We start from the raw sequence: 22,465 nt of genomic DNA on the forward strand, positions 1-22,465 counted from the left end.
TTCCATTAAAACAGACTCAGAATCAGCGGTACTCCGCAGAAGAGCACCAGGGACACGAAAGCCGTGGCGTACAGAAGCCGGTTGGCCCGGACGATGTCCAGCGGCTCCACCGGATGGTCGCCGTCGCCGATGGTGGGCTTTTCCAGCCGCCTGCCGAAGTAGACAGCCGGACCGGCCAGCTGGATGTGCAGCGCTCCGGCGGCAGCCGCCTCGGTATGGGCCGAGTTGGGGGACTTGTGGTTCTTCCGGTCCCGCCGCATAATCCGCAGGGCATTGCGCCCGTCAAACCCGGCGAAGGCCGACGCGAAGCACATCAGCACCCCCGCCAGCCGGGCGGGGATGAAGTTGAGCACGTCGTCCCACCTGGCCGCGGCGCGTCCGAAGTACAGGTACCGGTCGTTCCGGTAGCCCACCATGGAGTCCATGGTGTTGGCCGCCTTGTAGAACATGCCCAGGGGCGCGCCGCCGAGGGCCAGGAAAATCAGCGGCGCGATGACGCCGTCGGAGGCGTTCTCCGCCACGGTCTCCACCGCCGCCTTGGCCACCCCCGTCCCGTCCAGCCCATCGGTGTCCCGGCCCACAATCATGGAGACGGCGCGGCGCGCCTCCTGGAGCGTGCCGTCCTTCAGCGCCCGGTAGACCTTCATGCTCTCGTCCCGGAGGGATTTGGTGGCCAGGAGCTGGTAGCAGATCAGGGTCTCGGCGGCAAAAGCCAGCCAGACGGAGAGCTGCCCGCACAGCCGGATGACCAGCCAGGTAAAGAGCGTGGAGACGCCCAGCACCAGCGCCACCAGCACACCCCCGCCCAGCAGCTCCCCGGACGGACTCTTGGGAAAGATTTTGCGCAGGCCCTTTTCCAGGAGGGAGATCAGCGCCCCAATGGCCCGGACCGGGTGGGGCAGCCAATGTGGGTCGCCGACGATGAGGTCCAGGCAGAAGCCCAGCAGCAGGGCAAACAGCCGCATGGAAAGCGTCATTCCCTCACCTTCCCCACCGCGCCGGTGACGGTCAGCGTCAGCGGCGCGGCCGTCAGCTCCGCACGGTAGCCCCCGCAGTTTTCAAAGAGCCAGTCGTAATAGGCCCGCCTGGGGACGCCGAACTGGGAGAGCATGCTCATAAAGAGGCCCCCGTGGGCCACGACGCCAGCCCGTTTCCAGCCCCTGGCGGCGCAGTCCCGCGCGATCTCCTCCAGGGCCGCGGCCGCCCGGCGGTTGCAGTTCTCAATGGGCTCGCCGACGGACAGCTCGCCGCTGAGCCACCGCCGGTATACCGGGTCGTCCTGGAGCTCGGCGTGGCACTTGCCCTCGTAGGGGCCGAAGTCGGTCTCCCGCAGGTTGGGGACGGTGGTCCGCGCCACGCCCTCCCAGAGGAGGCCGGCGGTCTGCTGGCAGCGCGTCAGGGGGCTGACATAGAGGTGCTCCACGGGCGGAAGGGTGGGCGCCACCGCTCTGGCCAGCGCCTCCCCCTGGGGCGCCAGGGGCTGATCCAGGCTGCCCACGAAGCGGCGCTCCAGGTTGCCGGGGGTCATCCCGTGGCGAATCAGTATCAATTCCATGGAAGTTCTCCTTTCAGGGGGCTGGGAAGGCCGCAGAACACGCGCACCACGCGGTCCGCCCGCCGGGCCAGATGGCAGCAGAGGCGGCCCACCGCCTCCCGCCAGGCCCGGTCGGCCTTGTCGATGGGGACCACGCCGCAGCCCACCTCGTCGCAGACGATAATGACGTCCGGGTTGGCCGCCAGGAGGCCCTCCAGGCCGGTATCCGGATGGAGGCGCATCCAGCGCTCCAAATCGTCAAAAATCGGCTTATGTTCGGCTGTTCCGGGGTCGCGGGCCACATCCTCCGGGGAGAGGCCGGTTTTTTCGAGAATATAGGCCAATTTCCCCTGATTTGCTCCGCCGATAACGAGAATCACAGCAAGACCACCGCCTTTTGGCCCAGAATCACGGCCAGGACTATGGCGCACTCGCAGATTTGGAGGAAAAAGCCCGCCAAATCCCCGGTAATGCCGCCGAACTGGCGGCGGGACATACGGATATAGTAGAGGAAGCTCAGCGCGGCCCCGATGAGGGAGGCGGTCCCCGTCCAGGGGTCCAGCGCCACCATCAGCACCGCGCAGACTCCCAGCCAGAGGCCCAGGATTATCCTGGCCCTGGAGGCGTCCATGGGCTGGGTAAAGGTTGCCAGCAGGCCGGAGCCCCGGGCGTTGGGCTGGGTCACCGCCGCCAGGCCCGAGAGTCCTCGGGAGAGGACCGGCCCCAGGGCCAGCACCAGGGCCGCCCTGTCCGTGGGCAGGACCTCGCACCAGGCGGCGAAGAACAGGAGCAGATAGACCGTGCAGCAGATGATGGCGAAGGCCCCGGTGTGGGAGTCCTTTAAAATCTCCAGCTTGCGCGCCCTGTCCTGGTGGGAGCCCAGGGCATCCGAGGTATCGCAGAAGCCGTCCAGATGGATGGCCCCGGAGACCGCGATGGGGATGAGCAGGGAGACCGCCCCCCGGAGGAAGGGGCCGATGCCCAGCGCGGCGCAGAGGAGGAACCAGCCGTACAGCAGCGCCCCGATGACAACGCCGATGACCGGGAACCAGCACAGCGCCCAGGAGAGGCTCTTTTTGTCCCACTCCACGCTCGGCGCGGGGAGCTTGGAGTACATGGCGAGGGCGATGAACAGGCTTTTCATGGCGGGGCCTCCTTTGGGGATGGAAGTTCGGGCGCGCCGGTCCGGCGCGCCCTACGGCTTGTGCCGGACGGGGATGCCGCAGACCACCTCGTATACCGCGCCGGCCCGGCGGGCCAGGGCGCGGGAGAGTGCGGCCAGGAGGGCGAGGTAGGCGGCGGTCTCGCCGTCATAGGCGACGCCGTCGGAATAGACTTCGCCGGTGACCACCACAAGAAGCTCCGCTGCGCAGATCAGGCGGTCCAGCGCGGCGAGGATGCGCCCCTCGGCCCCGCCGGGGCCGGCGGGGCCGAAAAACTCGTTGGCCGCCAGGTTGGGCAGGTCCTCCAGCAGGACGGCGGGGGCGGGCGGCAGGGTCAGGGGACTGTCCGCGAAGGGGAGCTCCACCGTTGTGAAGCCCTTATCCGCCCGCATGGCGCGGTGGCGCTCCACGCGGGCCTCGCTCTCCTTGTCCCGCACCTGCATGGTGGCGAGGTAGACGCGGCTTACGAGGCCGCTTTGTACGATCAGGCTCTCCGAAAAGGCGGATTTGCCGCTGGCGGAGCCGCCGGAGACCAGGATGAGCATAGGCGTCACCTCACGGGTTGGATTCGGACAGCCCCCTCCGCCAGCCCTTGGGGCCGGAGGGCGGCGGGGGCGTCAGGCCAGGGGGACGTAGGCGTCCATATTGATGCCGTCGAAGGTGGCCATCTCATTGTAGACGGCGAGGCCCATGTCGAGAAGGGGCATGACCGCCGCCGCGCCGGTGCCCTCGCCCAGGCACATATTGGCAAAGAGGAAGGGCGTGAGGCCCAGGGCCTCCACCACCATGGCTCCCGCGGGCTCGTTGGAGGCGTGGCTGCCCAGCATATAATCCTTGGCTGCGGGGCAGATGGCCGCGGCGGCCAGGGCCGCGGCGGAGGAGATGAACCCGTCCACCAGGACCGGGATGTGGAAATACGCTCCGCCCAGGAAGACCCCCGCCAGGCCGCACAAGTCCAGGCCGCCCACCTTGGAGAGGACGTCCACGCCGTCTGCGCTGTCGGGCCGGTTGAGGGCGACGGCCCGCTCAATGGCGTCCACCTTGCGGCGCAGGCCCTCGGAGGAGAGGCCCGCGCCCCGGCCCGTCACCTCGGAGGGCGACTTATGTAAGAGCACGGAGACGACGGCGCTGGAGGTGGTGGTATTGCCGATGCCCATCTCGCCGGTGCCCAGGAGGGTATACCCCTGCTCCTTGAGGGCGCGGACCACGTCGATGCCCACCTCAATGGCCCGGACGGCCTCCTCCCGGGTCATGGCGGGACCCTGGGTCATATTGGCGGTGCCCCGGCGGACGTTCCGCTGGAGGATCTTCTCCCCCTTGACGGGGACGGCCACGCCGATATCCACGGGGACGACCTCCGCCCCGGCCCGGCGGGCCATGCAGCAGACGCTGGTGTCCCCGGTGGACATATTCTCGGTGACAATGGCGGTGACCTCCTGGCCGGTCTGGGTGACTCCCTCGGCCACCACGCCGTTGTCGGCGCACATAACCACGACCGCCCGCTTGCCCAGATCCACCCTGGGGCTGCCCGTCATGCCCGCGATGCGGATGACGGCGTCCTCAAGAAGGCCCAGACTGCTCAGTGGATGGGCGACCGCGTCCCAGTGGGTCTTGGCCGCGGACATGGCGGCGCGGTCCGCCGGGGTGATGGATGAAACGACTTCGGAGAGAGTAAGCATACGAATAACCCCTCTTTTTTGATTGATTTGCGCGGGGAAGCGGCGGCGGAAAAGACGGCCGACAATTTGTGAATCGCTTCTACAGCGGCGTGCCGTACTGTGCGCAGGCGGCCACAAAGCGGCGGGCGGCGGCGGGAATGCCGCAGAAGTGGAAATGGGGAAAGCCAGCATAGAGGGTGGGCGTCGCGTAGGCGCAGGGCCAGGAGCGGGAGGACTGGGGCTTTTGGGCGAGGAACGCCTCGCCGGGGTCCTCGCTCTCCCAGTAGTGGAACTCGTGGGCGGGGAGAGATTCCCCCCTGGCGCAGAGGAGATTGTCCGCCGATGCGCTCAGGGAGACGTACCCGAAGCGGCTGAGGCGGCGGGTGCGGTAGGCGCGGTGGGGGAAATACCCGGCCATGGGGTAATTCTGTCCGTCGGCCCCCTCCAGTTCGGCGTGCAGATAGAGAAAGCCGCCGCACTCGGCCACGGTGGGGACGCCCCGCTCAATGGCGGCGCGGAGGCTGGCGCGCATGGATGCGTTTGACGAGAGCTCCTTCGCGTAGAGCTCCGGGTAGCCGCCGCCCAGGTAGATGCCCCGGGTGCCGGCGGGGAGGTCCCCGTCGCTCAGGGGGGAGAACTCCACCAGCTCCGCGCCCAATTGCTCCAAAAGCCGCAGGCCGTCGGCATAGTAAAAGCAAAAGGCGCGGTCCCGGGCCACGGCGATGCGGGGACGGGGGACGGGTCTCCCCCGTCCGGCTCCGACGGCATTTCCCCCCTTGGGGGGAGCGGCGGGAGGAGCGCCCTCTCCCGCAGGGCGTTCCGAGAAGAGCGGACTTTGACCCCCGGGGTCCCCGCAAGGCCCCTGGGGCTTTGTGGGGGGGAGGAGGGGCAAGGAAGCGGAGAGAGGAGCGCCCTCCCCCGCAGGGCGTTCCGAGAAGAGCGGACTTTGACCCCCGGGGTCCCCGCAAAGCCCCTGGGGCTTTGTGGGGGGGAGGAGGGGCAAGGAAGCGGAGAGAGGAGCGCCCTCCCCCGCAGGGCGTTCCGAGAAGAGCGGACTTTGACCCGACGACGCGAGCGCCAAAAGGCCGTCGATATCCAGGGTCTGCTCGGCCTGGCGGGACAGGCGGCGCAGCTTTTCCTTCAGGTCCGCCACCTCGGCGGCGGTGACCAGTCCCAAGTGGCGGCTCTCCAGGGAGCAGTCGGGCAGGTTGGGAAGACAGCCGTAGACCGTGATTCCCGTCTCCGCCTCTATCGCCGCCTTCAGGCGGGGGTAGAGCATGGGGGAGACGCGGTTTAAAATCACGCCCCGGATGTGGCTGTCGGGCCGGAAGGAGGCAAAGCCCTTCACCTCCGCCGCCGCTGAGAGTGCGCGGCCCCTGCCGTCCAGAACCAGCACGGCGGGGACGTCGGCGGCCCGGGCCAGGTCGTAGGCGCTGGCGTCGCTGGAGAGGGCCACGCCGTCATAGTACCCCATGACACCCTCGATGATGGACACGCCGCAGTCTTTGCCGTTCTCCCGGAGCAGGCGGCAGGCCTCCTCCTCCCCCAGCAAAAAGAGGTCCAGGTTGCGGCTCTTGGCGCCGATGACCTCACTGTGGAACATGGGGTCGATGTAGTCCGGGCCGCATTTGAAGGCCGCCGGGTTCAGCCCCCGGTCCACAAGGGCCTGGAGGAGTGCGCAGGTGACGGTGGTCTTCCCTCCCCCGCTGGCGGCGGCGCAGAGGAGAAGCCTCGGCAGGGCGGTCACCCCTGGCCCTCCCCGGAGATGATAAAGACCGGGTTCTGGGCGGTCATCATATGGTAGGTCCCCACGCTGCGGGCTTTGGTGACGGACACCTGGGCAATCTCCACGTTTTTAAGGCCCATGCCGTCAAAGAGGCGGGTGGCCTCGGCGAGGGTCTCCAGCGTCACGGCGGTGACCACCACCCTGGCGGCGGGGTTTTTGTCGAAGACGATACCCAGAATCTCCGCCATACTGCCGGAGGTGCCCCCCAGGAAGACCCGGTCGGGGGCGGGCAGGGGCTGGAGAGCCTCGGGTGCCTCCCCCGCCACCAATTTTAAATTGCCCGCGCCGAATTTGGCCTTGTTCTGGGCCATCAGCTCCAGGGCGGCCTGCTCCCGCTCCACTGCGTAGACCTGGCCGTCCGGGACAGCCAGGGCCCCCTGGATGGATACCGACCCGGTACCCGCGCCCACATCCCAGAGGATGTGGTGGGAGTAGAGATGGAGCTTGGAGAGGGCCAGGGTGCGCACCTCCTCCTTGGTCATGGGCGCGTCGCCCCGGAGAAAGTCGTCGTCGGAGATGCCGGGGACGGCCACGCCCGTGCGGACCGGGGCGGGGTTTGCCACCAGCATGACGGCCAGGGAGTCGAAGTCCTTCCGGGCGAGGTCGGCGGCGGTGCCGTAGGAAACCGCCTCGTCGGGGTAGGAGAGCCGCTCCCCCACCCAGACCGCCAGCTCCCCCATGCCCCGCTCGGCAAGCTCGGCGCAGATGTCCTGGGCGCGGTTATCGCCGCCGGTGAGGAGGAAGGTCTTGCCGTGGGACCGGACCGCCCCCACGCAGTCGCAGGAGCGGCCGTGGGCGCTGACGATGTGGACGTCCTGCCAGGCGGTGCAGATCCGGGCGCAGAAGTAGGACAGGGAGCTGATTCCGGGAATGGAGAGGACCTCGTAGTCGGCGAGGAGGGCATAGAGGCCCCTGGCCCCGCTGTAGAAGCCCACGTCCCCGGAGAGGAGCACGCCCGAGGTGGTCCCCTCCGGCATCTCCCCAATCTTGGCGGCGATGTCCGCCGCCGCAATGAGGGGGGCAAGCTCCTTCCCGCTGTGGATATACGGCTCCACCAGGCGGGTGGCCCCCAGGAGGAGGTCGCACTCCTCAATGGCGGCGGACGCCTCCGCCGTCAGGGTTTCCGGGTTGCCCATGCCCATGCCGATGAGATAGACGCGGCCTTTCATACGATTGCCTCCAAATTGATGTTTTTCTGTCCTGCGGCGCAGGGGACGGGGATGCGCGGGGCGGAGCAGCCGCGCCCCTACAGGGCGGTGAGGAACGATACCATCTCCTGATAGGTGAGGCCTTCCTCGGCGGCGGGACGGTCGATAATCAGGAGCTTCACGCCCGCCTCACCCGCGGCGGCCACCTTCTCCCAGAAGCCGCCCGCGCCGCCGCTGGCCTTGGTGACCAGGGTCTTGATTTGATACTGGCCGATGAGGGCCAGATTCATCTCCGTGGTAAAGGGGCCCTGCATACACAGCACATGGGCGCTCGGGAAGCCCAGCTCCAGGCACTGGGAGAGGGAGTCCAGGCTGGGCAGGACCCTGGGATAAATCCGCTCCCGGAGAGCCGGGGCGGCATAGTGGCGCAGGTCCTTGCTGCCCGTGGTGAGGAGGACGTTGCCGGGAAGGGCCGCGAGCATCTCCGCCGCATCCGCAGCGGAGGGGGCGTGGAGCCAGCCGTCCCCCTCGCAAGGGCCCTCCCGGACGAGGCGGTGATACGGCAGGCGGGTATGCTCTGAGGCGGCACGGATATTGCGGCTCACCTCCACCGCGTAGGGGTGGGTGGCGTCCACCACGCGCTCGAAGGGGGCGGAGGCCATCAGGGCCTCCATGGCGCCGCTGTCCAGGCGGCCGGTATGGACGGTAATGTTAGGGCCGGCCGGGGCCAGGGCCGCGCCATAGCCCGTGGCGACGCAGAGCGTAACGGTGTGGCCGTGTCCGGCCAGCCAGGAGGCCAGGTCCCGGCCCTCGGTGGTTCCGCCGAAGAGGAGGATGTGCATATTGTCGCCTGCCTTTATTGAGGGATGGGAGGTGGGAAGTCTTTGTCAGCCGTTGCGCTGAAGGTAGCCCCGGGGTGTGACCATTTTCCCGCCGAGAAGCCCCGTCTTGCTGCTGCCGATAAAGACGGTGGTGAACATATCCACCTGGGTGTCCCGCAGCTCGCCGAGGGTGAGGGTATGGGCCTCCTCCCCCTCCCGGCCGATATTGCGGACATAGCCGCAGACCGTGTCCGGGGACTTCTCCCGCAGGAGGATGCCGCAGGCCCGCCGGAGGTAGTCCGGGCGGCTGTGGCTGGAGGGGTTATAGAGGCAGATGACGAAGTCGGCCTGGGCCGCGCAGGAGAGGCGCCTTTCAATCAGGTCCCAGGGTGTGAGGAGGTCGGAGAGGGAGATTACGGCGAAGTCGTGGGTCAGAGGCGCGCCCAGAAGAGCCGCGCCGCCGCAGGCGGCGGTGATGCCGGGGACCACCTCGATGTCGATGGGGTCATACTCCCGGGCCACCTCGTACACCAGGCCCGCCATGCCGTACACCCCGGAGTCCCCGGAACAGACCACGGCCACGTCCCTCCCGGTGAGGGCGGCCTCCACGGCGGCCCGGCAGCGGTCCACCTCCCGGCGCATCCCGGTGGAGAGGACCTCCTTCTCCGGGAAGTCCTTCTTCACGAGCTCAATATACGCGGTATAGCCCACGATGAGATCGCAGGCGGCCAGCGCCTCCCGGGCGCGGCCGGTCAGGTCCGCGCCCCCGCCGGGGCCGAGACCGATAACGGTTACTTTCATGTTGGTTCCTCCTTCATATGGGGACGGGATAACGCCGCTCCCTCAAGGGGCGCCCTTTGAGGCGGCTGCGCCCGGAAATCGGACGGTAAAGGGGACGGCGGCCAGGGCGGCGGTGACGCCGTTGAGAGCCTGCTTCCTCACCAGAAGGGCCCCGCCGGCAAGGGCCGCGGCCCGCTCGCAGACATTGTCCACGCCGGTGACGGAATGGACGAACAGGGACGGTGTGAAGTCCCCCTCCACGGCGGAGAGCTCCTCCGCAGTGTAACAGGTCAGGGGCCAGGCGCGGCTGCGGCAGAAGGCCAGCAGGCCCGGCTCGTCCCGCTTCATGTCGATGGTATAGACGCCTAAGACCGCCCGGGGGGAGAGGCAGCGCTCCGTGAGGACGCGGTCCACGGCGGCGGCGATGGCCTCCTCAGAAGCGCCCCGGCGGCAGCCCAGGCCCAGGCGGAGGATTTTGGGGATCACCCGCAGGGTCTCGGGAAAGGGCGCGCTGCCCGGATCCAGGGTAATTGCGAAGCCCAGGGGGGCAGGGCCCCCGGTCACGCCCATGGGCAGGGGGCCTTCCGTGGGGAAGTCGCTCCGGAAGCCCACGGTCCCCCCGGCCAGCAGTGCGGCGGAGATGTGCCTGGCCGCGGCACGCCCATCAATGGCGCAGCCCTGCCGGGCCGCCCACTGGTCCACGGCAAAGACGCCGTTGACGTCGGTGGCGGTGGACACCGCGGCCCGGCCGCGGGTGAGGGCGGCGACGCGGCGGGCCAGGTCGTTGGCGCCGCCCACATGGCCGGAGAGGAGCGGGACCGCCCAGGCCCCGGCCTCGTCCACGCTGACCACGGCGGGGTCGGTAAATTTGTCCTTGACATGGGGGGCTATCGCCCGGACGGCGATGCCGCAGGCCCCGACGAAAACGAGGGCGTCCGCGCTGCTCCAGGCCCCGGCGGTCCATGCCTCCAGGCTGGTATACGGCTGGGCGTCCGCCTCCGCGGCAAAGCGGGGCGGGACGTGGAGGGAGCCGCCCAGGCCGTCCGCCAGGCGGCGGGCCAACAGGGCCCCCCGGCGGGTGAAGGCGATGACCGCGCAGGTCATTTGCTGGCCTCGCGGCAGCCGTGGGTAAAGGCGGGATCGTAGAGCTTGGAGCGGTCGTACTCGGCGTCCAAAAAGCCGCCGATGGTGATGAGGGCGGTCTTGGTCACACAGTTCTCCCGGGCGGTCCGGGCCAGGGTGGAGACGGTGCAGCGGCAGACCTTCTCCTCCGGCCAGGTGGCCTTATAGACAATGGCGGCGGGGGTGTCTGGGGAGTAGCCGCCCTCCATCAGCTCCTTTTCCACATCCTCCAAGAGGCCTGTGGACAAAAAGAGGACCATGGTGCAGCCGTGGGAGGCCATTTTGGAGAGCTTCTCCCCCTCGGGCACGCCGGTGCGCCCCGACATGCGGGTGATGATGACCGACTGGGAGACCTCGGGGAGGGTGTACTCCGCCTGGAGGGCCGCGGCCGCGCCGGAGAAGGAGGATACGCCGGGGGTCACGTCGTAGGCGATGTTCATCCCGTCCAGGGCGTCCATCTGCTCCCGGATGGCCCCGTAGAGGGATGGGTCGCCGGTGTGGAGGCGGACGGTAGTCCCGCCGGCGGACTCGGTCTGCTCCATGACGGCGAGGACCTCCTCCAGGGTCATGCCCGCGCTGTCGTAGACGGTACAGGATTCCTTTTTGTGGTCCAGGAGGGCGGGGTTCACGAGGCTGCCCGCGTAGATAATCACGTCCGCCTCGCCCAGGAGCCTGGCTCCCCGGAGGGTGATGAGGTCCGGGGCCCCGGGGCCCGCGCCGATGAAATGTACCATGATGAGTACCTCCTAATGTTGGTGGGAATGCTGAGATGGGGGCTGCGGAGGAATCCCCGGCTCTTCCGCCCTGCGGGGGCTGCGCCCCTCAGGGGCGGGCCGGTGGAGCGCCAGGAGGGGATCTGCGCCGGGGGTCTTGCCCAGGACGCCGAAGCGGTTGGAGAAAAAGAGGGCTTCGATCTCCATCCCCTCCCCCGCCCGGTGCTTGAGCTGGCGGTCCAGGGCGGCGGCGATAGAGGACATGACCCTCTCCCGCAGTCCGGCCGCCTCCAGCAGCTCCACGGCACCGTCGGTGGCGGCGCAGGCAAAAATCCGCTCTGTCAGGGCGCGGCTCCCGCCGCAGAGGGCGGTGTGGGCGGCCAGAGTCTCGGCGCGGCCGTCGGCGGTGCGGGAGTGGGTGTTCATCGTCCCGGCGGCCACCTTTGCCAGCTTGCCGAAGTGGCCCACCAGAAGAAGGCTGCGAAAGCCCAGGGCCGCGGCGTGGTCGATGGCCGCCCCCACGTAATTGGAGCAGAGGGCCCAGCGGCTCAGCTCCAGACCCAGCACGTCCCGTGCGAAGTCCTCGCCGTAATTGCCGGGGGTGACCAGCACGTCCCGCGCGCCGGAGGCGCGGACCATGTCCAGCTCCAGCAGAACGGAGGAGATCAGCGCCTCCTCGCTCATGGGGCGGACGATGCCGCTGGTACCCAGGACCGAGATGCCGCCCGCAATGCCCAGGCGGGGGTTGAAGGTCTTCTTTGCCAGGGCCTCCCCGGCGGGAATGGAGATGACGGCTCTCAGGCCGCCGGGGGAACCGCTCCGGGCGAGCACGTCCGCCAGCTGGTCGGATATCATCCTGCGGGGGACCCGGTTGATGGCCGCCGCGCCCACCGGCTGGTCGAGGCCGGGGAGGGTGACCCGGCCCACGCCGGGGCCGCCGTCGATCTCAATGCCGGGCGCGGCCGTCTGCTCCACCCGGGCGAAGACCAGGGCGCCGTCGGTCACGTCGGGGTCGTCCCCGCCGTCCTTGCGGACCGCGCAGGAGGCCCAGCCGGGGCCGGAGGTCTGCTCCAGCAGCTCGGCCTCCACCCAGACGCCCGCCGGGGTATTGATGCGCACGGCGGGGAGGGCGCGGCCCAGGAGGAGTGCTTCCGCCGCGCCCCGTGCCGCCGCCGCGGCGCAGGTGCCCGTGGTGTAGCCGCAGCGCAGGCGGTCGCGGCCGACGGAGATGTAGTGGTCCAGCTTGGGCATGGGGCACCTGCCTTTCTGTGGGGAATGGGGAACAGGGGGCGGATTGCCCCAGGGGGGACGGCTCTCCCTGAGAGCCGCCGGACGTAAAAAAGCCCTCCCCAAAGGGGAGGGCCCGTTCCTGGTTCCGCGTGCCGCTACTCTCCACCTCAGAGTACGTTCCATGGAACAGCGGCAGGTCTCCTGGCTTGCGCTTCAGCCTCAGACGCGCCTTCTCAGCCTTACGGCCAATGGCATTACGTCCTCGTCCACGCTTACAGTAGAGGTAAGACTGCGCCGGATTTTCACCGGGCTTCCCTATTATGCGGCCGGGAGGCCGCACCGCGTTCGCTCAATATGACATTGGTGGTATTATAGCAGGATACGACTTTCTTGTAAAGGTAAATTCTATGCGATATTTGGTATAAATCAGCGACCGGCGGCGAGGATGCTCAGTAGCCCTTGCCCTCGCAGCAGCAGCCGCAGGAGGGGCCGGCGATGATTTTGACGCCCGCGCTGGCGCCCAGGCGGCTGGCGCCGGCCTCGATCATGGCCACGGCGTCCTCATAGGTGCGCACGCCGCCGGAGGCCTTTACGCCCATGTCGGGCCCGACCGCTGCGCGCATGAGGGCCACGTCGTGGGCGGTGGCGCCGCCGGAGGAGTAGCCGGTGGAGGTCTTGACGAAGGCGGCCCCGGCCTTCTTGCTGAGCTGGCAGGCCTTAACCTTCTCCTCGTCGGTGAGGAGGCAGGTCTCCAGAATGACCTTAACCCCCGCTTTGCCGCCGGCGGCCTTCACCACGGCGGCGATGTCCCGCTCCACCAGGTCCCAGTCCCCGGACTTGGCAGCGCCCACATTGAGGACCATATCCACCTCCCGGGCGCCCTCGGCCACGGCCTGGGCGGTCTCGGCGGCCTTGGCCTCGGGGGTGTGGGTGCCGAAGGGGAAGCCCACGACGCAGCAGGGCGTCACGCCGGTGCCGGAGAGCTCCTTCGCCACCAGGGCGATATAGGAGGGGTTGACGCAGACGCTGGCGAAACAGTGCTCCCGGGCCTCGGCGCAGATCTTCTCGATATCCGCCACGGTGGCCTCGGGCTTGAGCAGGGTGTGGTCGATATAGGACGCCAGGGACGCGGGGTCGATGTTTTTCTTCATTTCGCTCATACTAGCATTACCTCCTGTTATTTGGGGAAAGTGATTGTTGGGAAAGGCGGCCTGCCGCGGCCCCTTCGGCGTCTTCAGAGCTTCGCATTGTCGGAGAAGCCGTCCACCAGGGCGGCAAGGGCCTCCACCGCCTCCCGCTCGTCCGGGCCATGGGCGGTGAGGACCGCCCGCTCGCCCCGTCCGAGGCCCAGGGCCAGGAGCATGATGATGGACTTGGCATTGTAGCGGCTCTCCTCCCCCACCCGGCGCAGCTCAATCTCAGACTGAAACCCGCCGGCCAGGTGCACGAACGCCGAGGCCGGACGGGCGTGAAGCCCGGCGGCGTTTTTAATCTCTATCTCTCTGCTGCACACCTTCGAGCGCTCCCCTCCCGATGATATGGCTTTATTTTATCCCATCCCGCACGCCATTTCAACGACCTTTGTCCATTCGGCGGCCTTTTTCACCGCCAAAACGCCAAAAGAGCGCTTCCTCAATCCCTACTGCTTTAGGTGGATTTCCCATTGACAAAGTCTTACCAAAAATTTATACTGTTTACGACAAAAACAGATTGGAAAAAATGGAATTCAACCGCGCATCTTGAAAGGATGGAATCGGACGTGAGCACGATTAAACTGGGCGAGAACCTCTACAGCGTCGGTGTGCTGAACCCCTCCCTGCGGGTGTTCGACATCGTGATGACCTCCCCCTACGGCACCAGCTACAACGCCTACCTCCTGACCGGGGAAAAGAACGTGCTGGTGGAGACCGTACATGCAGACTACTGGGACGAGTACCGCGCCAATATCGAGGCCATTGTCCCTCTGGAAAAAATCGACTTTCTTATTATGAACCACAACGAACCCGACCATTCGGGCAGCGTGGCCCGGCTGATGGAGTACTGCCCCAACCTCACCGTCTGCTGCACCGCCGCGGGCAAAAAGCACCTGGAGGACATCACCAACCGCACGTTGGCGTGCAGGGTGGTCAAGGCGGGGGACAAGCTGGAGCTGGGGGAGCGCACGCTGGAGTTCATCCCCTCCCCCATGCTCCACTGGGCCGATTCCATGTTCACCTGGAGCGGGCGTGACAAGGCCCTCTTCACCTGCGACTTCCTGGGCACCCACTTCTGCGAGCCCACCATGCTGGACACGGGGCTCCACTACGAACAGGAATACCTCTGTCAGGTGAAAAACTACTACGACTGCATCTTCGGGCCCTTCAAGCCCCACGTGCTGGCGGGACTTGAGAAAATCAAGGACCTCTCCCCGGCAATCGTCTGCCCCAGCCACGGCCCCTGCCTCACGGAGCGCATCGGCGAAATCAAGGCCCTCTATGAGAAATGGAGCACGCCCGCGCCCCGGGAGAGGAAGCTGGCTGCGGTGCTGTACTGCTCCGCCTACGGCTGCACAGGCGCTCTGGCAGCAGCCGCCGCCGGAGCGCTGGAGGAGGCCGGGCTGGAGACGGTCCTCCGGGATGTGACCTATTCCGACCCGCGCGAGTGCGCGGAGCTGGCCAACGGGTGCGACCTGCTGGCGGTGGGCGCTCCCACCATCAACCGGGACGCGCCCAAGGCCATCTGGGACGTGCTCTGCTCCATCGACGCAGTAAACTGCGCCAAAAAGCCCGCCGTCGTCTTCGGCTCCTACGGCTGGAGCGGCGAGGCCGCCGAGATGCTGCGCACCCGCCTGGCCCAGCTCCGGTTCGACGTGCCCGGGGCGGGCTACCGGGTGCTCTTCACCCCCACCGAGGCTGATCTGGAGGCCGTGAGGCAGATGGCCAGGGAAGCGGCGGAGAAAGTAAAGAAGTAACTGCGGACAGAGCATTTTACCCGGAGTGAAACGGCCGATAGCCGTTTCACTCCGGGTAAATTGCTGCATGGAGCGCCTAAGCGGGCGGCCCGGTCTGTGAAAGCGCCCGGTGCGTGTCGGCCTGCAGCCGTCCGCACCGGGCGCTTATCGGTCTGTTTTACTTCTGCCTGTCGCTCTCGATGAGGCGCTTGACGGCCTCAATGCCCACGCGGACGGCGGAGGAGACGTCGTGGCTCTCGTCCTGGGGGAGGCCGGCGGCGTCCCGCTCCTGGTTCCAGATGACGTGGAAGGCGGAGCCGCAGCGCACGCCCAGGGCGGCGGCGCAGGTGAAGAGGGCGGCGGACTCCATCTCGGAGGAGAGGGTGCCCAGGCGCTTCCAGGCCTCCCACTTGTTCTGCAGCTCATAGCTGACGGGCATACGGGCGGGGTCGTGCTGGCCGTAGAAGGAGTCCTTGCACTGCACCACGCCGGCGTGCCAGGTGTGGCCCAGGGCCTTGGCCCCCTCCACCAGGGCGGTGAGGACCTCATAGTCGGCCACGGCGGGGAACTCGATGGGGGCGTACTCCCGGCTGGCCCCCTCCATCCGGATGGCGCCGGTGGCGATAACCACGTCGCCCGACTTCACGTCCAGCTTGATGCCGCCGCAGGTGCCCACCCGTACGAAGGTATCGGCGCCTATTTTGGTCAGCTCCTCCATGGCGATGACGGCGGAGGGGCCGCCGATGCCGGTGGAACAGACGCTGACCTTCTCTCCCAGGAGGGTGCCGGTATAGGTGGTGTACTCCCGGTTGGACTGGACCTTCACGGGATTGTCGAAGAAGGAGGCGATAAACTCACAGCGGCCGGGGTCGCCGGGCAGAAGGACGTAGCGGCCCACGTCGCCCTCTCTGCACTTGATGTGGAACTGAAGCTCATGTTCGTGCATTTCGTTCACCTCAGATAATAAATTTGGCTCTGGTTTGTCTAATTATACCCCGCCCCCTTCCCAAGGTACAACCCCAGGTGTCCTTTTCCTGTCCCAAACCGCCGCAAAAGCGCCTGCGCCTATTGCTTCTATGCAAAGATTGCGTTAAGATAGGGCTGCGTGTTGCAGTATCAGCGTTAAAACTTTCACCATTGATATAAGAGAGGGATAAACTTGAAAATCATTATCGTGGGCGACGGCAAGGTGGGCTTCACTCTGGCGGAGCATCTCTCCAGGGAGGAGCACGACGTCACCGTCATCGACACCAACGACGACGCCCTGCGCCGCGCGTCGGAGTCCCTGGACGTCCTGTGCGTCAAGGGCAACGGCGCGTCTATTATGGCACTGCGGGAGTCCGGTGTGGACACCGCCGACATCATCATCGCCGCCACCAGCCTGGACGAGGTAAACATGGTCTGCTGCCTCACCGCCAAGCGGCTGGGCGCCAAGTACACCATCGCCCGGGTGCGCAACGTGGAGTACGCGGTGGAGCTCTCCGTCCTCAAAAAGGAACTGGGCATCGACATGGTCATCAACCCCGAGAACGCCACGGCGGTGGAGATCTCCCGGCTGCTGCGCTTCCCCTCGGCGGCCAATATCGAGACCTTCTACCGGGGCCGGGTGGAGCTTATCGGCTTTCGGGTGCAGGAGGACGACTTCATCTGCGGCCACTCCCTGGCGGAGCTGAATCACCGGGTCAAGGAGCTGCCCATCCTCTTCTGCGCCGCGGAGCGGGGCGATGAGGTCATCATCCCCGACGGGCGGTACGCGCCCCAGGCGGGGGACAAGCTCTACCTCATCGGCCAGCCCATCGGCATGAGCCAGTTCTTCAAGCTGCTGGGCCGGTACACCCCCAAGGTGAAGGATGTGTTCATCGTGGGCGGCGGGCGCATCGCCCACTACCTGACCGCCATCCTGGAGGGCATGAACATGCATGTGAAGCTGGTGGAGCGGAACATGGACCGCTGCCGCCACATCAGCGAGGTGCTGCCCAGGACCATGGTGATCTGCGGCGACGGCACCGACCAGGAGCTGCTGGAGTCGGAGAGCGTGTCCGCGTCCGACGCCTTTATCGCCCTCACCGACCGGGACGAGGACAACCTCATCATCTCCCTCTACGCCATGCAGATGGGCATCGGCAAGGTCATCGCCAAGAGCAACCGGCAGAACTACGCGGGCATCGCCCGGGCGGTGGGGCTGGACAGCGTCATCTCCCCCAAGCTCATCACCGCCAACCAGATCCTCCAGGTGGTGCGCGGCATGGAAAACTCCAAGGGCAGCGTGATGACCGCGCTCTACAAAATCGCCAGCGGCAACGCCGAGGCCATGGAGTTCGTGGTGAACCAGACCACCCGGCACCTGGGCCAGCCCTTAAAGGACCTGAAGCTCAAGAAGGGCATTCTCATCGCCGTCATCATCCACCACAACCGCATTGTCATCCCCGAGGGCTCCTCCTCCATGAGCCAGGGCGACACCGTTATCATCGTCTCCCGGGACCAGGGCATTCTGGACGTGAACGACATCTTCGACGAGTCCGCCCTGGATCTCTCCTCCGCCATGGGAGGGATTGGATGAACTTCAGACTGGTCTTCAAGGTGACGGGCAAGACCCTGCTGGTGGAGGCCTTCTGCCTCCTGCTGCCCCTGGCGGTCACCTTATTCTACGGCGAGGACCCTACCCCCTTCCTCTATACCATCGCCGCCATCTTTGTGGTGGGCGGCGCGCTCTCCTTCCTCCCCGCCAGCGACCACTTCTTTGCGAGGGAGGGCTTTTTCTCGGTAGGGCTCATCTGGGTGCTGGTCTCAGCCTTCGGGGCGCTGCCCTTCTTCTTCTCCGGGTACTTCCCCTCCTATGTGGACTGCTTCTTCGAGGCGGCCAGCGGCTTCACCACCACGGGCGCGTCCATCCTCCCCGCCGTGGAGGGCCTGCCCATGGGCGTCCTCTTCTGGCGGTCCTTCACCCACTGGCTGGGCGGCATGGGGGTGCTCATCCTCACCATCGCCCTGCTCCCCTCTCTGGGCAGCCGCACCCTCCACCTGATGAAGGCGGAGAGCCCCGGCCCGGTGGTCTCCAAGCTGGTGCCCAAGACCAGCCAGTCCTCCAAAATTCTCTACGGGATCTACTGCGCCCTGACCCTGATCCAGATCATCTGCCTCAAGCTGACGGGCATGCCCTGGTTCGACTCCGTCGTCAACTCCTTCGCCACCGCGGGCACCGGCGGCTTCTCCGTCAAAAACGCCTCCATCGGGGCCTACGGAAGCCCGGCGGCGGAGATTATCATCACCATCTTCATGCTGCTCTTCTCGGTGAACTTCGCACTCTACTTCCTGCTGCTGTGCGGAAAGGTCAGGCAGGTTTTCCAGAGCGACGAGTTCCGCTTCTTCCTCTTCATCGTGGCGGGGAGCATTCTGCTCATCACCCTGAACCTCTGGCTGACCGGCGGATACTACGCCACCCTGGGCGAGACCGTCCGCCACGCCTCTTTCCAGGTGGGAACCATCATCTCCACCACCGGCTTCGCCAGCACCAACTTCGACCTCTGGCCGGAGTTCTCCCGGATTCTGCTGGTGCTGCTGATGTTCGTGGGCGCCTGCGCCGGGTCCACCGGCGGCGCCCTCAAGTGCTCCAGAGTGCTGGTGCTCCTCAAATGCGTGCGCCGGGAGGTCCGGCAGGTGGTCCACCCCCGGTCGGTGAACGTGGTCAAGCTGGACGGCAAGGTGGTCCCCGAGGAGACCCTGCGCTCCATCCTGCTCTTCTTCTTCGCCTATATGTTCATCACCGCCGCGTCCACCCTGGTGGTGGCGCTGGACAATTTCTCCTTTGGCACCACCCTCACCGCCGTAGTGGCCTGTATCGGCAACATCGGCCCCGGACTGGAGCTGGTGGGGCCCATGGGCAACTACGCGGGCTTCTCCTGCCTCTCCAAAATCGTCCTTTCCATGTGTATGATTGTGGGTCGTCTGGAGCTTTTGCCCATTTTGGTGCTCTTTAGCAGAAATGCATGGAAACGCTCGTAACGGCTCGAACCATTTTGTGAATACCTTCCAAATCAAGTCTTTTTCCCCCTGCTTCGGCAAAGAATTCCCTTGCAAAACGGCGCTCTTATGGTAATATTAAGATATCGTCAAGCGTGTGTAGTTCAGGCTTAAGCATCGTCCGCTCCGGCGAAGACCCGCGTTAACTTAAGCCGAACCCCTGCGCTAATTGCAAAAGGAGTGGGAAATTTGGAAGCTCAAAACCTCTTTTGGATCGGCCTGGTAGGCGCCGTACTGGCCCTGCTCTTCGCCCTGTTCCAAAGCCGGAAGGTGCTCAGGTTCTCAGAGGGCACCGACCTGATGAAAAAGATTGCCGCCTCCATCCGCCAGGGCGCGAACGCCTATCTCAAGCGCCAGTACACCACCGTCGTCAAGTTCTTCATCGTCATGGTCATCATTCTTGCGATACTGGCGGTGGTGAAGTTCGTCTCCCCCTTCGTGCCCTTCGCCTTCGTCACCGGCGGGTTCTACTCCGCTCTGGCGGGCTTCGTGGGCATGAAAATCGCCACCAGCTCCAACGCCCGCACTGCCCACGCCGCCCACGAGAGCCTGAACAAGGGCCTCAACGTGGCGTTCTCCTCCGGCGCGGTCATGGGCTTCACTGTGGTGGGCCTGGGCCTTCTGGACATCAGCGTGTGGTTCATCATCCTCAACTACGGCTTCCACCTGCCCTTCAGTGAGATCGCCCAGACCATGGTCATGTTCGGCATGGGCGCGTCCTCCATGGCCCTCTTCGCCCGTGTGGGCGGCGGCATCTTCACCAAGGCCGCCGACGTGGGCGCGGACCTTGTGGGCAAGGTGGAGGCGGGCATCCCCGAGGACGACCCCCGCAACCCCGCCACCATCGCCGACAACGTGGGCGACAACGTGGGCGACGTGGCCGGCATGGGCGCGGACCTCTACGAGAGCTACGTGGGCTCCATCCTCGCCACCTTCGCCCTGGGCGCCAGCGCCTACGGCGCGCTGGGCAAGGGCTGGAACGCCATGCTCCTGCCCGTGGCCATCGCCGTGGTGGGTGTGCTCTGCTCCATCCTGGGCACCTTCCTCATCCGCACCAAGGAGGACGCCACCCAGAAGAGCCTCCTGGCCACCCTGCGCAAGGGCACCTACACCGCCGCCGCTCTGGCCGCCATACTGGCCGCCCCTCTGACCTGGTTCATTCTGGGCAGCGAGTACATGGGCGTGTACGTGGCCATTCTGGCCGGCCTGGTGGCGGGCTGCGCCATCGGCTACTTCACCGAGTACTACACCTCCGATACTTATAAGCCCACCCAGACCCTGGCCGATTCCACCGAGACCGGCGCGGCCACCACCATCATCGGCGGCATCTCCCTGGGCATGAAGTCCACCGCCGCCCCCATCGTCATCATCGCCATCGCCGTCATCGTGGCCTTCCTGTCCGCCGGCGGCTCCCTGTCCACCAACAGCGCCGACTACGCCGCCCTGTTCAGCAAGGGTCTCTACGGCATCGGCATCGCCGCCGTCGGCATGCTCTCCACCCTGGGCATCACCCTGGCCACCGACGCCTACGGCCCCGTGGCCGACAACGCCGGCGGCATCGCCGAGATGAGCGGCCTGGGCGAGGAGGTCCGCGAGCGGACCGACGCCCTGGACTCCCTGGGCAACACCACCGCCGCCACCGGCAAGGGCTTCGCCATCGGCTCCGCGGCCCTGACCGCCCTGGCCCTGCTGGTCTCCTACGTGGACGTGGTCAACGGCAAGCTGGCCGAGATGGGCGACGGGCACCTGCTGGACCTCTCCCTCACCAACCCCGCCGTGCTGGTGGGCCTCTTTATCGGCGCGATGCTCACCTTTATGTTCGCCGCCATGACCATGAGCGGCGTCCAGCGGGCGGCCCAGTCCATCGTGGTGGAGGTCCGCCGCCAGTTCCGCGAGATTCAGGGCATCATGGAGGGCAAAACCGATCCCGACTACGCCGCATGCGTGGATCTCTGCACCCGCGGCGCGCTCCACGAGATGATCGCCCCCTCCCTGCTGGCCGTCATCGTGCCCATTATCACCGGCCTGATTCTGGGCGCGGAGGGCGTTGTGGGCCTGCTGGGCGGCGTCACCGTCACCGGCTTCGTGGTGGCCGTGTTCATGTCCAACGCCGGCGGCGCCTGGGACAACGCCAAGAAGTACATTGAGGGCGGCAAGCACGGCGGCAAGGGTTCCGACTGCCACAAGGCCGCCGTCATCGGCGACACCGTGGGCGACCCCTTCAAGGACACCTCCGGCCCCTCCCTCAACATCCTCATCAAGCTCTGCTCCACGGTCTCCATCGTGTTCTCGACCCTGATTGTGAATTTCAATCTGTTTAAATAAGATATGATATAGGGAAGGGCGCGAACGCGCCCTTCCCTTTTATATTGTTCCGGGAATAAGCGTTCGGGCGCGCCGCGCCGTTTTGATGCGTCGGGCCGCGGGCTGCTCAGGGCTGTTTTTTGTGATATTTTCCTCATTTGTCCTTCATTTCTGATGGTTTTCTGTGCTATACTGTGGATACCAACTCTCAAGGAGGACGTCTCTATGACAGATAAGGAATTGGTCGAACGCGCCTTTACCATGCTGGAACGCTCCTACGTCCCCTACTCCGGCTTCCCTGTGGGGGCGGCCATCGAGTGCGCCGACGGCACCGTCTTTACCGGCTGCAACGTGGAGAACGCCGCCTACGGCTCCTCCATCTGCGCAGAGCGCACCGCCCTCGTCAAGGCGGTCAGCGAGGGGCACCGTGACGACTTCGTCCGGATCGCCGTTGTGGGCAACTCTAAGGACTACTGCTGGCCCTGCGGCGCCTGCCGCCAGATGCTCTACGAATTTGCGCCCGGCCTCACCGTGCTGGTGGCCCGGGGCGACCATGACTTCGTCACCCTGCCCCTCCACGATCTCATGCCCCACGGCTTCGGCCCCAAGGACCTGGAGCAGGAGGGCGGCTGAGCGTCCCCTCAGTATGAAACAGCGCTGCGGCAATGCGGCGCTGTTTTTTTGTCCCCTGCCCCTCTTGACAGCCGGCATGGGATGCTCTATAATGAACATTGTTCATATATATCAGTAACGAAACTTATTATTTAAAAGGGGTGCTATCAATGAAAAAGCTGCTCAACATCGGCTTCCTCTATGCCATTCTCGCCATGGCCGGCGGCGTGTTCTACCGGGAGTTTACAAAATTCAACGGCTTTACCGGCCGGACCGCCCTGGGCGTGGTACATACCCATCTCTTCCTCCTGGGCATGGTCATGTTCCTCCTTGCCGCGCTTTTCGCCGCCAGGCTGCCCCTGGGCCAGACCAGGCTCTTTAGGGGCTTTCTGGTGGTATACAATATCGGCGTGCCTCTGACTGTGGTGATGCTGCTCGTCCGGGGCATCCCCCAGGTGCTGGGTATGGAGCTTTCCCGGGGGATGGACGCCGCTGTCTCCGGCGTCGCGGGTATCGGCCACATCCTAACCGGCGCCGGACTGGTCCTCTTCTTCCTGGCCCTGCGCAGGGCCGCGCCCGGCAGGGACTGAGAACAGAGCGGCCCCTTTAAGGGGGCCGCTTTTGAATTTCTCTGTTGACAGCGGC

The 22,465-nt window shown here is 66.1% G+C and carries 22 protein-coding genes and 1 riboswitch; of the genes, 6 read left to right on the forward strand and 16 right to left on the reverse strand.

Features of this window, described 5'->3' with window-relative positions:
• Window positions 1-5: 5 nt before the first annotated feature.
• From cbiB to H8S62_RS16850, 15 genes are all read right to left on the reverse strand, one after another.
• A complete protein-coding gene (gene cbiB, locus H8S62_RS16780) occupies window positions 6-977 on the reverse strand; it encodes an adenosylcobinamide-phosphate synthase CbiB (RefSeq protein WP_243255811.1) in 972 nt (323 codons plus the stop codon).
• Complete coding sequence (locus tag H8S62_RS16785; protein WP_186920334.1) at window positions 974-1,555, reverse strand: histidine phosphatase family protein; 582 nt, start codon at window positions 1,553-1,555, stop codon at window positions 974-976. Before H8S62_RS16785 ends, cbiB begins: the two co-directional genes overlap by 4 nt.
• Window positions 1,546-1,914 carry a bifunctional adenosylcobinamide kinase/adenosylcobinamide-phosphate guanylyltransferase gene (locus H8S62_RS16790; RefSeq protein WP_186920335.1) on the reverse strand — a complete coding sequence of 123 codons (369 nt, stop codon included), beginning with the start codon at window positions 1,912-1,914 and terminating at the stop codon, window positions 1,546-1,548. The genes H8S62_RS16785 and H8S62_RS16790 overlap by 10 nt, the downstream gene beginning before the upstream one ends.
• Entirely contained in the window at window positions 1,911-2,678 is a 768-nt protein-coding gene (gene cobS, locus H8S62_RS16795; protein WP_186920336.1) for an adenosylcobinamide-GDP ribazoletransferase, read from the reverse strand. Before cobS ends, H8S62_RS16790 begins: the two co-directional genes overlap by 4 nt.
• Before the next feature lie 51 nt (window positions 2,679-2,729).
• Window positions 2,730-3,242: a bifunctional adenosylcobinamide kinase/adenosylcobinamide-phosphate guanylyltransferase gene (locus H8S62_RS16800; RefSeq protein ID WP_186920337.1), complete on the reverse strand. Its 513-nt coding sequence runs from the start codon at window positions 3,240-3,242 to the stop codon at window positions 2,730-2,732.
• A gap of 72 nt (window positions 3,243-3,314) precedes the next feature.
• Window positions 3,315-4,376 carry a nicotinate-nucleotide--dimethylbenzimidazole phosphoribosyltransferase gene (gene cobT, locus H8S62_RS16805; protein WP_186920338.1) on the reverse strand — a complete coding sequence of 354 codons (1,062 nt, stop codon included), beginning with the start codon at window positions 4,374-4,376 and terminating at the stop codon, window positions 3,315-3,317.
• A 79-nt stretch (window positions 4,377-4,455) separates the two neighbouring features.
• Window positions 4,456-6,102 carry a cobyrinic acid a,c-diamide synthase CobB gene (locus H8S62_RS16810; RefSeq protein ID WP_186920339.1) on the reverse strand — a complete coding sequence of 549 codons (1,647 nt, stop codon included), beginning with the start codon at window positions 6,100-6,102 and terminating at the stop codon, window positions 4,456-4,458.
• Entirely contained in the window at window positions 6,099-7,310 is a 1,212-nt protein-coding gene (cbiE, locus tag H8S62_RS16815; protein WP_186920340.1) for a precorrin-6y C5,15-methyltransferase (decarboxylating) subunit CbiE, read from the reverse strand. The genes H8S62_RS16810 and cbiE overlap by 4 nt, the downstream gene beginning before the upstream one ends.
• A gap of 77 nt (window positions 7,311-7,387) precedes the next feature.
• Window positions 7,388-8,131, reverse strand: a complete 744-nt coding sequence (gene cobK, locus H8S62_RS16820; protein ID WP_186920341.1) for a precorrin-6A reductase — start codon at window positions 8,129-8,131, stop codon at window positions 7,388-7,390.
• 45 nt (window positions 8,132-8,176) lie between these two features.
• Window positions 8,177-8,911, reverse strand: coding sequence for a precorrin-3B C(17)-methyltransferase (gene cobJ, locus H8S62_RS16825; RefSeq protein WP_155145639.1), 735 nt, complete (start codon window positions 8,909-8,911; stop codon window positions 8,177-8,179).
• A 42-nt stretch (window positions 8,912-8,953) separates the two neighbouring features.
• Window positions 8,954-9,994 carry a cobalt-precorrin 5A hydrolase gene (locus H8S62_RS16830; RefSeq protein ID WP_186920342.1) on the reverse strand — a complete coding sequence of 347 codons (1,041 nt, stop codon included), beginning with the start codon at window positions 9,992-9,994 and terminating at the stop codon, window positions 8,954-8,956.
• Complete coding sequence (gene cobM / locus H8S62_RS16835; protein WP_186920343.1) at window positions 9,991-10,746, reverse strand: precorrin-4 C(11)-methyltransferase; 756 nt, start codon at window positions 10,744-10,746, stop codon at window positions 9,991-9,993. Before cobM ends, H8S62_RS16830 begins: the two co-directional genes overlap by 4 nt.
• Before the next feature lie 12 nt (window positions 10,747-10,758).
• Complete coding sequence (cbiD, locus tag H8S62_RS16840; protein ID WP_186920344.1) at window positions 10,759-11,976, reverse strand: cobalt-precorrin-5B (C(1))-methyltransferase CbiD; 1,218 nt, start codon at window positions 11,974-11,976, stop codon at window positions 10,759-10,761.
• Between the two features lie 153 nt (window positions 11,977-12,129).
• Window positions 12,130-12,314, reverse strand: a riboswitch (cobalamin riboswitch).
• A 90-nt stretch (window positions 12,315-12,404) separates the two neighbouring features.
• The gene (gene deoC, locus H8S62_RS16845) at window positions 12,405-13,094 is read right to left on the reverse strand and encodes a deoxyribose-phosphate aldolase (RefSeq protein WP_341481075.1); all 690 of its coding nucleotides are present in this window, start codon (window positions 13,092-13,094) and stop codon (window positions 12,405-12,407) included.
• 95 nt (window positions 13,095-13,189) lie between these two features.
• A complete protein-coding gene (locus H8S62_RS16850; protein ID WP_173023794.1) occupies window positions 13,190-13,468 on the reverse strand; it encodes an HPr family phosphocarrier protein in 279 nt (92 codons plus the stop codon).
• A gap of 246 nt (window positions 13,469-13,714) precedes the next feature.
• On the opposite strand from H8S62_RS16850, the gene H8S62_RS16855 reads away from it, so the two are divergent.
• Window positions 13,715-14,905: an oxygen-binding di-iron domain-containing protein gene (locus H8S62_RS16855; RefSeq protein ID WP_186920345.1), complete on the forward strand. Its 1,191-nt coding sequence runs from the start codon at window positions 13,715-13,717 to the stop codon at window positions 14,903-14,905.
• A 157-nt stretch (window positions 14,906-15,062) separates the two neighbouring features.
• On the opposite strand, the gene udp is transcribed toward H8S62_RS16855, so the two are convergent.
• Entirely contained in the window at window positions 15,063-15,830 is a 768-nt protein-coding gene (gene udp / locus H8S62_RS16860) for a uridine phosphorylase (RefSeq protein ID WP_155145650.1), read from the reverse strand.
• Window positions 15,831-16,043: 213 nt separating this feature from the next.
• Here udp and trkA point away from each other — a divergent pair, with 213 nt between their 5' ends.
• The 5 genes from trkA (at window position 16,044) to H8S62_RS16885 (ending at window position 22,410) form a co-directional block, all read left to right on the forward strand.
• Window positions 16,044-17,444: a Trk system potassium transporter TrkA gene (gene trkA, locus H8S62_RS16865; RefSeq protein ID WP_186920346.1), complete on the forward strand. Its 1,401-nt coding sequence runs from the start codon at window positions 16,044-16,046 to the stop codon at window positions 17,442-17,444.
• Complete coding sequence (locus H8S62_RS16870) at window positions 17,441-18,886, forward strand: TrkH family potassium uptake protein (RefSeq protein ID WP_186920347.1); 1,446 nt, start codon at window positions 17,441-17,443, stop codon at window positions 18,884-18,886. Before trkA ends, H8S62_RS16870 begins: the two co-directional genes overlap by 4 nt.
• 198 nt (window positions 18,887-19,084) lie before the next feature.
• Window positions 19,085-21,229, forward strand: coding sequence for a sodium-translocating pyrophosphatase (locus H8S62_RS16875; RefSeq protein ID WP_173023796.1), 2,145 nt, complete (start codon window positions 19,085-19,087; stop codon window positions 21,227-21,229).
• 204 nt (window positions 21,230-21,433) lie between these two features.
• Window positions 21,434-21,841 (forward strand): cytidine deaminase, encoded by a 408-nt coding sequence (locus tag H8S62_RS16880; RefSeq protein ID WP_155145658.1) that lies wholly within the window; start codon window positions 21,434-21,436, stop codon window positions 21,839-21,841.
• A 149-nt stretch (window positions 21,842-21,990) separates the two neighbouring features.
• Window positions 21,991-22,410 carry a DUF2871 domain-containing protein gene (locus H8S62_RS16885; protein WP_186920348.1) on the forward strand — a complete coding sequence of 140 codons (420 nt, stop codon included), beginning with the start codon at window positions 21,991-21,993 and terminating at the stop codon, window positions 22,408-22,410.
• Window positions 22,411-22,465: the final 55 nt, after the last annotated feature.

Source organism: Lawsonibacter faecis (assembly GCF_014287675.1).
Taxonomy (GTDB): Bacteria; Bacillota; Clostridia; order Oscillospirales; family Oscillospiraceae; genus Pseudoflavonifractor; species Pseudoflavonifractor faecis.

Bases quoted from the DNA above. Each gene is read 5' to 3' on its own strand.
- cbiB (WP_243255811.1), bottom strand. From the start codon at position 977: ATGACGCTTTCCATGCGGCTGTTTGCCCTGCTGCTGGGCTTCTGCCTG.
- H8S62_RS16785 (WP_186920334.1), bottom strand. From the start codon at position 1,555: ATGGAATTGATACTGATTCGCCACGGGATGACCCCCGGCAACCTGGAG.
- cobS (WP_186920336.1), bottom strand. From the start codon at position 2,678: ATGAAAAGCCTGTTCATCGCCCTCGCCATGTACTCCAAGCTCCCCGCG.
- H8S62_RS16800 (WP_186920337.1), bottom strand. From the start codon at position 3,242: ATGCTCATCCTGGTCTCCGGCGGCTCCGCCAGCGGCAAATCCGCCTTT.
- cobT (WP_186920338.1), bottom strand. From the start codon at position 4,376: ATGCTTACTCTCTCCGAAGTCGTTTCATCCATCACCCCGGCGGACCGC.
- cbiE (WP_186920340.1), bottom strand. From the start codon at position 7,310: ATGAAAGGCCGCGTCTATCTCATCGGCATGGGCATGGGCAACCCGGAA.
- cobK (WP_186920341.1), bottom strand. From the start codon at position 8,131: ATGCACATCCTCCTCTTCGGCGGAACCACCGAGGGCCGGGACCTGGCC.
- cobJ (WP_155145639.1), bottom strand. From the start codon at position 8,911: ATGAAAGTAACCGTTATCGGTCTCGGCCCCGGCGGGGGCGCGGACCTG.
- H8S62_RS16830 (WP_186920342.1), bottom strand. From the start codon at position 9,994: ATGACCTGCGCGGTCATCGCCTTCACCCGCCGGGGGGCCCTGTTGGCC.
- cobM (WP_186920343.1), bottom strand. From the start codon at position 10,746: ATGGTACATTTCATCGGCGCGGGCCCCGGGGCCCCGGACCTCATCACC.
- cbiD (WP_186920344.1), bottom strand. From the start codon at position 11,976: ATGCCCAAGCTGGACCACTACATCTCCGTCGGCCGCGACCGCCTGCGC.
- udp (WP_155145650.1), bottom strand. From the start codon at position 15,830: ATGCACGAACATGAGCTTCAGTTCCACATCAAGTGCAGAGAGGGCGAC.
- H8S62_RS16870 (WP_186920347.1), top strand. From the start codon at position 17,441: ATGAACTTCAGACTGGTCTTCAAGGTGACGGGCAAGACCCTGCTGGTG.
- H8S62_RS16880 (WP_155145658.1), top strand. From the start codon at position 21,434: ATGACAGATAAGGAATTGGTCGAACGCGCCTTTACCATGCTGGAACGC.
- H8S62_RS16885 (WP_186920348.1), top strand. From the start codon at position 21,991: ATGAAAAAGCTGCTCAACATCGGCTTCCTCTATGCCATTCTCGCCATG.